The organism is Sodalis sp. (in: enterobacteria) (assembly GCF_047607725.1).
Taxonomy (GTDB): Bacteria; Pseudomonadota; Gammaproteobacteria; order Enterobacterales; family Enterobacteriaceae; genus JBLKSS01.
Genome location: NZ_JBLKSS010000188.1, coordinates 1 through 7,405, shown reverse-complemented (window position 1 = coordinate 7,405; position 7,405 = coordinate 1). Strand labels below are relative to the sequence as shown.

The 7,405-nt window shown below is 60.4% G+C and carries 6 protein-coding genes, 3 pseudogenes and 1 other annotated feature; all 9 genes and pseudogenes read left to right on the top strand.

Translation table 11 applies throughout. The features are described from left to right. Nucleotides 1-108: transposase domain-containing protein (locus ACMX3H_RS15610; RefSeq protein WP_415209556.1), on the top strand; the 108-nt coding region annotated here is incomplete at its 5' end. Between the two features lie 109 nt (nt 109-217). Continuing rightward, nucleotides 218-339 (top strand) — a sequence feature (His leader region). A gap of 36 nt (nt 340-375) precedes the next feature. Further along, a pseudogene (gene hisG, locus ACMX3H_RS15605) lies at nt 376-1,275 on the top strand (ATP phosphoribosyltransferase). A gap of 4 nt (nt 1,276-1,279) precedes the next feature. Continuing rightward, nucleotides 1,280-2,273: pseudogene (gene hisD, locus ACMX3H_RS15600) on the top strand (histidinol dehydrogenase). Then, nucleotides 2,177-3,550, top strand: coding sequence for a histidinol-phosphate transaminase (hisC, locus tag ACMX3H_RS15595; protein WP_415211478.1), 1,374 nt, complete (start codon nt 2,177-2,179; stop codon nt 3,548-3,550). The pseudogene hisD and the gene hisC overlap by 97 nt, the downstream one beginning before the upstream one ends. Further along, nucleotides 3,547-4,614, top strand: coding sequence for a bifunctional histidinol-phosphatase/imidazoleglycerol-phosphate dehydratase HisB (gene hisB, locus ACMX3H_RS15590; protein WP_415211477.1), 1,068 nt, complete (start codon nt 3,547-3,549; stop codon nt 4,612-4,614). The genes hisC and hisB overlap by 4 nt, the downstream gene beginning before the upstream one ends. Next, nucleotides 4,614-5,191, top strand: a pseudogene (gene hisH / locus ACMX3H_RS15585) (imidazole glycerol phosphate synthase subunit HisH). Before hisB ends, hisH begins: the two are co-directional and overlap by 1 nt. Before the next feature lie 3 nt (nt 5,192-5,194). Then, entirely contained in the window at nt 5,195-5,935 is a 741-nt protein-coding gene (gene hisA, locus ACMX3H_RS15580) for a 1-(5-phosphoribosyl)-5-[(5-phosphoribosylamino)methylideneamino]imidazole-4-carboxamide isomerase (protein ID WP_415211476.1), read from the top strand. Then, on the top strand, nt 5,917-6,696 hold the full coding sequence (gene hisF, locus ACMX3H_RS15575; RefSeq protein WP_415211475.1) for an imidazole glycerol phosphate synthase subunit HisF: 780 nt from the start codon (nt 5,917-5,919) through the stop codon (nt 6,694-6,696). The genes hisA and hisF overlap by 19 nt, the downstream gene beginning before the upstream one ends. Beyond that, entirely contained in the window at nt 6,690-7,268 is a 579-nt protein-coding gene (gene hisIE, locus ACMX3H_RS15570; RefSeq protein WP_415211474.1) for a bifunctional phosphoribosyl-AMP cyclohydrolase/phosphoribosyl-ATP diphosphatase HisIE, read from the top strand. Before hisF ends, hisIE begins: the two co-directional genes overlap by 7 nt. Nucleotides 7,269-7,405: the final 137 nt, after the last annotated feature.

Sequence of the window (7,405 nt, the reverse complement as noted above, 5' to 3'; positions counted from 1 at the left end):
GTGGAGCCGGAAGCGTATCTGCGCCATGTGCTGGCGATTATCGCGGATCATCCCATCAACAAAATCAAAGAGCTCCTGCCGTGGAACCTCACCATCCCTGCTGAATAACTGTCAATACGGCGCTGGGCGTACGCTTACGTTAGGTTATCGGCATTGTTTACTGAAAATTCAGTAACGCGACGTGTGAACAGGCAATGACAAACATTCTGATCAATCATCACCACCACCATCACCCTGACTAGTCTTTCAGGCGATGAGTGCTGGAAGACGTTCTAATCTTCCAGCGGCGCAGAATGTCAGAGAGAGCCCTCGGAAGATTTCTTCCGAGGGTTTTTTTTGGCTTGGATAAATAATTTAGTTACGGCAGAGGACATCATGTTGGACAAATCACGGTTACGGATAGCAATGTAGAAATCGGGCCGGTTAAGCAAAGAATCGCAGCAGTTGCTGGAGCAATGCGGCATAAAAATCAATCTGCAACAGCAGCGCCTGCTGGCCTTTGCCGAAAATATGCCGATTGATATCATGCGGGTGCGCGACGACGATATCCCGGGCCTGGTGATGGATGGCGTGGTGGATCTCGGCATCATCGGCGAAAACGTGTTGGAAGAGGAATTGCTGACCCGTCGCGCACAAGGGGAAGATCCCCGCTATTTCACCCTGCGCATGCTCGATTTCGGCGGCTGCCGGTTGTCGATGGCGCTGCCGCTGGACGTCCCCTGGACCGGTCCCGAATGCCTGCGCGGTAAACTCATCGCCACTTCCTACCCGCATTTGCTCAAGCAGTATCTGGATAAACTCGACATCACCTTTAAATCTTGCCTGTTGAACGGCTCTGTGGAAGTCGCGCCGCGGGCCGGCCTGGCCGATGCCATCTGCGATCTGGTGTCCACAGGCGCTACCCTCGAGGCTAACGGCCTGAGCGAGGTGGAAGTCATTTATCGCTCAAAGGCTTGCCTCATCCAGCGCGATGGCGAACTGTCGGTGGCCAAGCAATCGCTGGTGGATAAGCTTTTGATCCGTATTCAGGGGGTCATCCAAGCCCGTGAATCGAAATACATCATGCTGCACGCCCCCACCGAGCGGCTGGATCAAATCATCAGCCTGTTGCCTGGCGCCGAACGTCCTACGGTCCTGCCGCTGGCGGGCGATCAGCACCGTGTGGCGATGCATATGGTCAGCACCGAAACCCTGTTTTGGGAAACCATGGAAAACCTGAAGGCCCTCGGCGCCAGCTCGATACTGGTGCTGCCCATTGAAAAGATGATGGAGTAACGCCATGACCACCACTGTTTTTTCCCAACCGGGACGCTGGTGCGATTGCGATGCCGCCGGACAGGCGCGGCTGTTGACCCGCCCGGCGGTCGACGCCCAGGCAGACGTCAGCGCCACCGTCAGCGCGATTCTGCAACAGGTTCGCCAGGAGGGAGACAACGCGCTGCGCGCGCTGAACGCCCGCTTTGACCGCACCGAGACTCCCGAGCTGCGCGTCACGCAAGCGGCCGTTGAGCAGGCTGCGCGCCGGCTGGCGCCGGAAATTAAACACGCGATGGCGGTGGCGAACATCGAGTGTTTTCACCGTGCCCAGCAATTGTCGGTGGTCGATGTGGAAACGATGCCGGGTGTGCGCTGCCGCCAAGTGACCCGGCCGGTGGCCTCGGTGGGGCCCTACATCCCGGGCGGCTCGGCGCCGCTGCCTTCGACGGTGCTAATGCTGGCGACGCCGGCGCGCATCGCCGGCTGCAGGCGGGTGATCCTGTGCTCGCCCGCCGCCGCCGATCGCCGATGAAATCCTGTATGCCGCGTCGCTTTGCGGGGTCCAGGATATTTACCAGGTCGGCGGCGCGCAGGCCATTGCCGCCATGGCGTTCGGCACCGAGTCCATCGCGAAAGTGGACAAGATTTTTGGCCCGGGCAATGCCTGGGTCACCGAGGCGAAACGGCAGGTCAGCCAGCGTCTGGACGGCGGCGCCATCGACATGCCCGTGGGGCCGTCCGAAGTGCTGGTTATCGCCGACGCACGGGCCAATCCGGCGTTTGTCGCCGCCGATCTGCTGTCGCAGGCGGAACACGGCCCCGATTCTCAGGTGATCCTGCTGACCCCCGACGCCGATCTGGCGCAGCGGGTAGCGCTGAAAACCGAACGCCAGCTGCACAGTCACTCTCCCGCGCCGCTATCGCCCGCCAGGCGCTGGCCAGCAGCCGCCTTATCATCACCGCCGATCTGGCCGAGTGCGTGGCCATCAGCAACCGTTACGGGCCGGAGCACTTGATTATCCAAACCCGCGATGCATCGCGCTGGGTGGAGGAGATTACCAGCGCCGGCTCCATTTTCCTCGGCGACTGGTCGCCGGAGTCCGCGGGCGATTACGCCTCCGGCACCAACCATGCCCTACCCACCTACGGCTATACCGCCACCTGTTCAAGCCTAGGACTGGCGGATTTCCAAAAACGCATGACGGTGCAGGAACTCACACCCGCCGGCCTGTTGGCGCTGGCGCTGGAGCCCTATCAGTCGGCGCGCCGGCTGGGTGACCAGGGGGATATCTGGCTGAACGCCAACGAGTACCCGCTGTCGCCGGTTTACGATCTGCGCGGCGGCGATCTTAACCGCTACCCGGCCTGTCAGCCAACGGGCGTCATTACCGGCTACGCGAGCTATGCGGGGGTGCGGCCGGAAAACGTAGTGGTTTGCCTCGGGGCCGACGAGGGTATTGAGCTGCTGATCCGCGCCTTTTGCGAACCAGGCGCCGATGCCATTCTGTTTTGCCCGCCCACCTATGGCATGTATAGCGTCAGCGCCGAAACCTTTGGCATTGCGCGCCGCACGGGCGCGGCCCGCGAGGATTGGCAGCTTGATCTGCCGGCCATTCGCGCGCGGCTCGACGGCGTGAAGCTTTTGTACATTTGCAGCCCGAACAATCCCACCGGCAACCTTATCGACCCCGAGACCCTGCGCGCGCTGCTGGAAATGACCCGCGATCGCGCGTTGCTGGTGGTGGACGAAGCCTATATCGATTTCTGCCCCCAGGCGAGCGTGGTGAACTGGCTCGCCCAGTATCCGCACCTGGTCATCCTGTGCACGCTGTCTAAAGCTTTCGCCTTGGCCGGTCTGCGCTGCGGTTTTGTTCTGGCTAATGCAGAAGTGGTTCAGCTGTTGTTAAAAGTCATCGCCCCCTACCCCCTGGCGCTGCCGGTAGCGAATATCGCCGAACAGGCCCTGTCCGCCGAAGGGTTGCGGCAAACGCGGACGCGGGTGGCGCAGATCAATGCCAATCGCGAGATGCTGGCGCGCGAGCTGGCGCAATGCTCCTGCATCCGCGCGGTGTATCCCAGCGTCAGCAATTATTTGCTGGTCCGGTGCGATCCGGCCTATCAGGTGTTCAAAACCCTGTGGGATCAGGGTACGATTTTACGCGATCAGAGCAAACAGCCGGGATTGGCCGACTGTCTGCGCATTACCATCGGCACCCAGGCGGAATGCCAGAGCGTGGTCGCGGCGCTAAAAGCGTTGACCCCGGCGTCTTCATCCAGCAAGGAGTCCCTGTGAATCAGAAAGTCCTGTTTATCGATCGTGATGGCACGCTCATCAGCGAACCCCCAGAAGATTTCCAGGTAGACCGTATGGACAAGCTGGCACTGGAGCCCGATGTGATCCCGGCACTGCTGGCGCTGCAAAAAGCCGGCTACCGACTGGTAATGATCACCAACCAGGACGGCCTGGGCACCGCCAGTTTTCCGCAGGCGGATTTCGATGGTCCGCATAATCTGATGATGGCCATTTTCACGTCGCAAGGCATCGTTTTTGATGAGGTGCTGATTTGCCCGCATCTGCCCGCCGACGGCTGCGCGTGCCGTAAACCGCAGACCGCGCTGGTTACGCCGTGGCTGCAAGAGAGCGCGCTGGACAGCGCCCACAGCTATGTCATCGGCTACAGGGAAACCGATATGGCGCTCGCGGCCAATATGGGTATCAGCGGGCTGCGTTATCAACGCGAAACGCTCAACTGGCAGGCTATCAGCGAGCAGCTGACCCGCCGCGATCGCCATGCGCACGTCAAGCGCGTGATGCGGGAAACCGCTATCGACGTCGAAGTCTGGCTCGACCGGGAAGGCGGCAGCCGTATCAACACCGGCATCGGCTTTTTCGATCACATGCTCGATAAGATAGCCACCCACGGCGGGCTGAGCATGAATATTGCCGTGCAGGGCGATCTGCATATCGACGATCACCACACTGTGGAAGATACCGCCCTAGCCCTGGGGGAAGCGCTGAACAAGGCGCTGGGGGACAAGCGCGGCATTGGCCGTTTCGGGTTCGTGCTGCCGATGGACGAGTGCCTGGCGCGCTGCGCGCTGGACATCTCCGAGCGTCCGCATCTGGAATATAAAGCCGAATACAGTTTTCAGCGTGTGGGCGATCTCAGTACCGAAATGGTGGAGCATTTCTTCCGCTCCCTTTCCTATGCCATGGCCTGCACGTTGCACCTGCGCACCAAAGGCAAGAATGACCATCATCGGGTAGAGAGTCTGTTCAAGGCCTTCGGCCGCACGCTGCGCCAGGCCATCCGCGTGGAGGGTGACACCCTGCCCAGCTCAAAAGGAGTGCTGTAATGAACGTGGTTGTCCTGGATACCGGCTGCGTCAATCTGTTCTCGGTCACCGCGGCGGTGCGCCGTCTGGGCTATCAACCGATCGTCAGCCGCGACGCCGATGTGGTATTGCAGGCGGACAAACTGTTTCTGCCCGGCGTCGGCACCGCCCAGGCGGCCATGGGCCAGTTGTGCGAGCGGGGACTTATTACGCTGGTTAAAGCTTGTACCCAGCCGGTATTGGGTATTTGCCTCGGTATGCAGCTGCTGGGGTCCGCCAGCGATGAAAATGGCGGCGTCAACACCCTCGGCATTATCGACGCGCCGGTGACGCGCATGGCGGACGCCGGCCTGCCCCATATGGGCTGGAACCAGGTGACGGCGCAGGCCGGCAATCGACTGTTTCGCGGCATTGACGACGGCAGTTACTTTTATTTCGTTCACGGTTACGCCATGCCGCTATGCGCCGCCACCATCGCCCAGGCTAGCTATGGCTCGCCGTTCACCGCCGCGGTGGAGCAGGATAATTTCTTCGGCGTGCAGTTTCATCCCGAGCGCTCCGGCGCCGCCGGCTGCTGAAAAACTTTTTGGAGATGTAACCGGTGATTATACCCGCTTTGGATTTGATTGACGGCGCCGTGGTGCGGCTGCATCAAGGCGATTATCAGACACAGCGCAGCTATGGTGCCGATCCGCTACCGCGCCTTGAGGATTACCTGCGCCAGGGGGCCGAGGTGCTGCACCTGGTGGATTTATCCGGCGCCCGTGACCCGCAAGCGCGCCAGATACCGCTGTTGACACGGCTGCTGGCAGGGGGTGCGCCGGCGCTGGTGCAGATCGGCTGCGGCATCCGCAGCGCGGCGGACGTGGAAGCGCTGCTAGAGGCGGGCGCCACCCGCGTGGTGGTCGGCTCGACCACGGTGAGACAGCCGCAGGAAGTGCGGCGCTGGTTTGAGCGTTTCGGCCCTGACACGCTGGTGCTGGCGCTGGACGTGCGCATCGACGGCGACGGCGAACGTCGGGTGGCGATAAGCGGCTGGCAGGCAGACTCCGGCGCGACGCTGGAACAGGTGATAGCGCACTATCGTCCGCTGGGTCTGAAACACGTGCTGTGTACCGATATTTCCCGCGACGGCACTCTGGCGGGCAGTAACCTGTCGCTTTATCGATCGCTGTGCGACACCTGGCCCGATATTGCGTTTCAATCCTCCGGCGGCATCAGCAGCCGGGCGGATATCGCCGAGCTACGCCACAGCGGCGGGCAGGGCGTCATCGTCGGCCGCGCGCTGCTGGAAAATAAATTCGCCGTCGCGGAGGCGCTGACATGTTGGCAAAACGCATAATTCCCTGCCTGGATGTCCGGCAGGGTCAGGTGGTCAAAGGGATGCAATTTCGCCATCACGAAGTTATCGGCGATATCGTGCCCCTGGCGCGCTGCTATACCGAAGAAGGGGCTGACGAACTGGTCTTTTATGATATCACCGCCTCCACCGCCGGCCGGGTGATGGACAAGCGCTGGATAGCCGAGGTCGCCGAAGTCATCGACATACCCTTCTGCGTGGCGGGCGGTATCCAAAGCATCGAGCAGGCCGGCGAGATCCTCTCTTACGGCGCCGACAAGATTTCCATTAATTCACCGGCGCTGGCGGACCCGACGCTTATCAGCCGCCTGGCGGATCGCTTTGGCGTCCAGTGTATTGTCGTCGTCGGCATCGATACCTGGTTTGACGCCGCCAACGGGCGTTATCAGGTCAATCAATATACCGGCGACGAAACCCGGACCCGCATCACCCCCTGGCAAACCCTGGATTGGGTGGAAGAGGTGCAACGGCGCGGCGCGGGGGAAATCGTCCTCAACATGATGAATCAGGACGGCGTGCGCAACGGTTATGATCTGGAGCAGCTGCGGCAGGTCCGTGAACGCTGTCACGTCCCGCTTATCGCTTCCGGCGGCGCCGGCACGATGGCGCATTTTTTGGCGCGTTTCGCGACGCGCACGTGGACGGCCGCCCTGGCGGCGTCGGTGTTCCATAAGCAGATCATCAATATCGGTGAATTGAAGCAGTTTTTGGCGGCAGAGAGAGTGGACATCAGATTATGTTAACCGAACAACAGCACCAGCAGTTGGATTGGCAAAAAAACGGCGGCCTGCTGCCCGCCATCGTCCAGCATGCCGTCTCGGGTGAGGTTTTGATGCTGGGCTATATGAACGCCGACGCGCTGCAGGCAACCGAACAATCCGGCCAGGTGACATTTTATTCGCGCAGCAAACAACGTTTGTGGACCAAAGGCGAAAGTTCCGGTCACGTTTTGCGGCTGGTCAGCATCCATCCGGACTGCGACAACGATACGCTGCTGATTTTGGTTCATCCCCAAGGCCCGACCTGCCACAACGGGACCAGCAGCTGTTTCTCTCCAGCCAGCAGCGATTGGGGCTTTCTCTATACGCTGGAGACGCTGCTCGGCGAGCGTAAAAACGCCGATCCACAAAGTTCCTATACCGCCAGCCTGTACGCCAGCGCCACAAAACGCATTGCTCAGAAAGTCGGCGAAGAGGGAGTGGAAACCGCCTTAGCCGCCACGGTACACGACAAAGAGGAGCTGACCAACGAGGCGGCGGACCTTGTCTATCATCTGTTGGTGCTATTGCAGGATCAGGAGCTGGATTTAAGGTAAGCGCCCCGTGGAGGACGTCTTGAATTATTGGTGGGTTTGTTGTATGAGACAGTAAACCTACGTTACACGCTTATGCTCATTGCATTTTCACATTGTATTGATTTTAATAATTTTTATTTCCATCCCGGTTTGAGTGA

What these genes read in the sequence shown, in the direction of transcription:
- hisF (WP_415211475.1), top strand. Translation starts at nt 5,917, where the DNA reads ATGTTGGCAAAACGCATAATTCCCTGCCTGGATGTCCGGCAGGGTCAG.
- hisIE (WP_415211474.1), top strand. Translation starts at nt 6,690, where the DNA reads ATGTTAACCGAACAACAGCACCAGCAGTTGGATTGGCAAAAAAACGGC.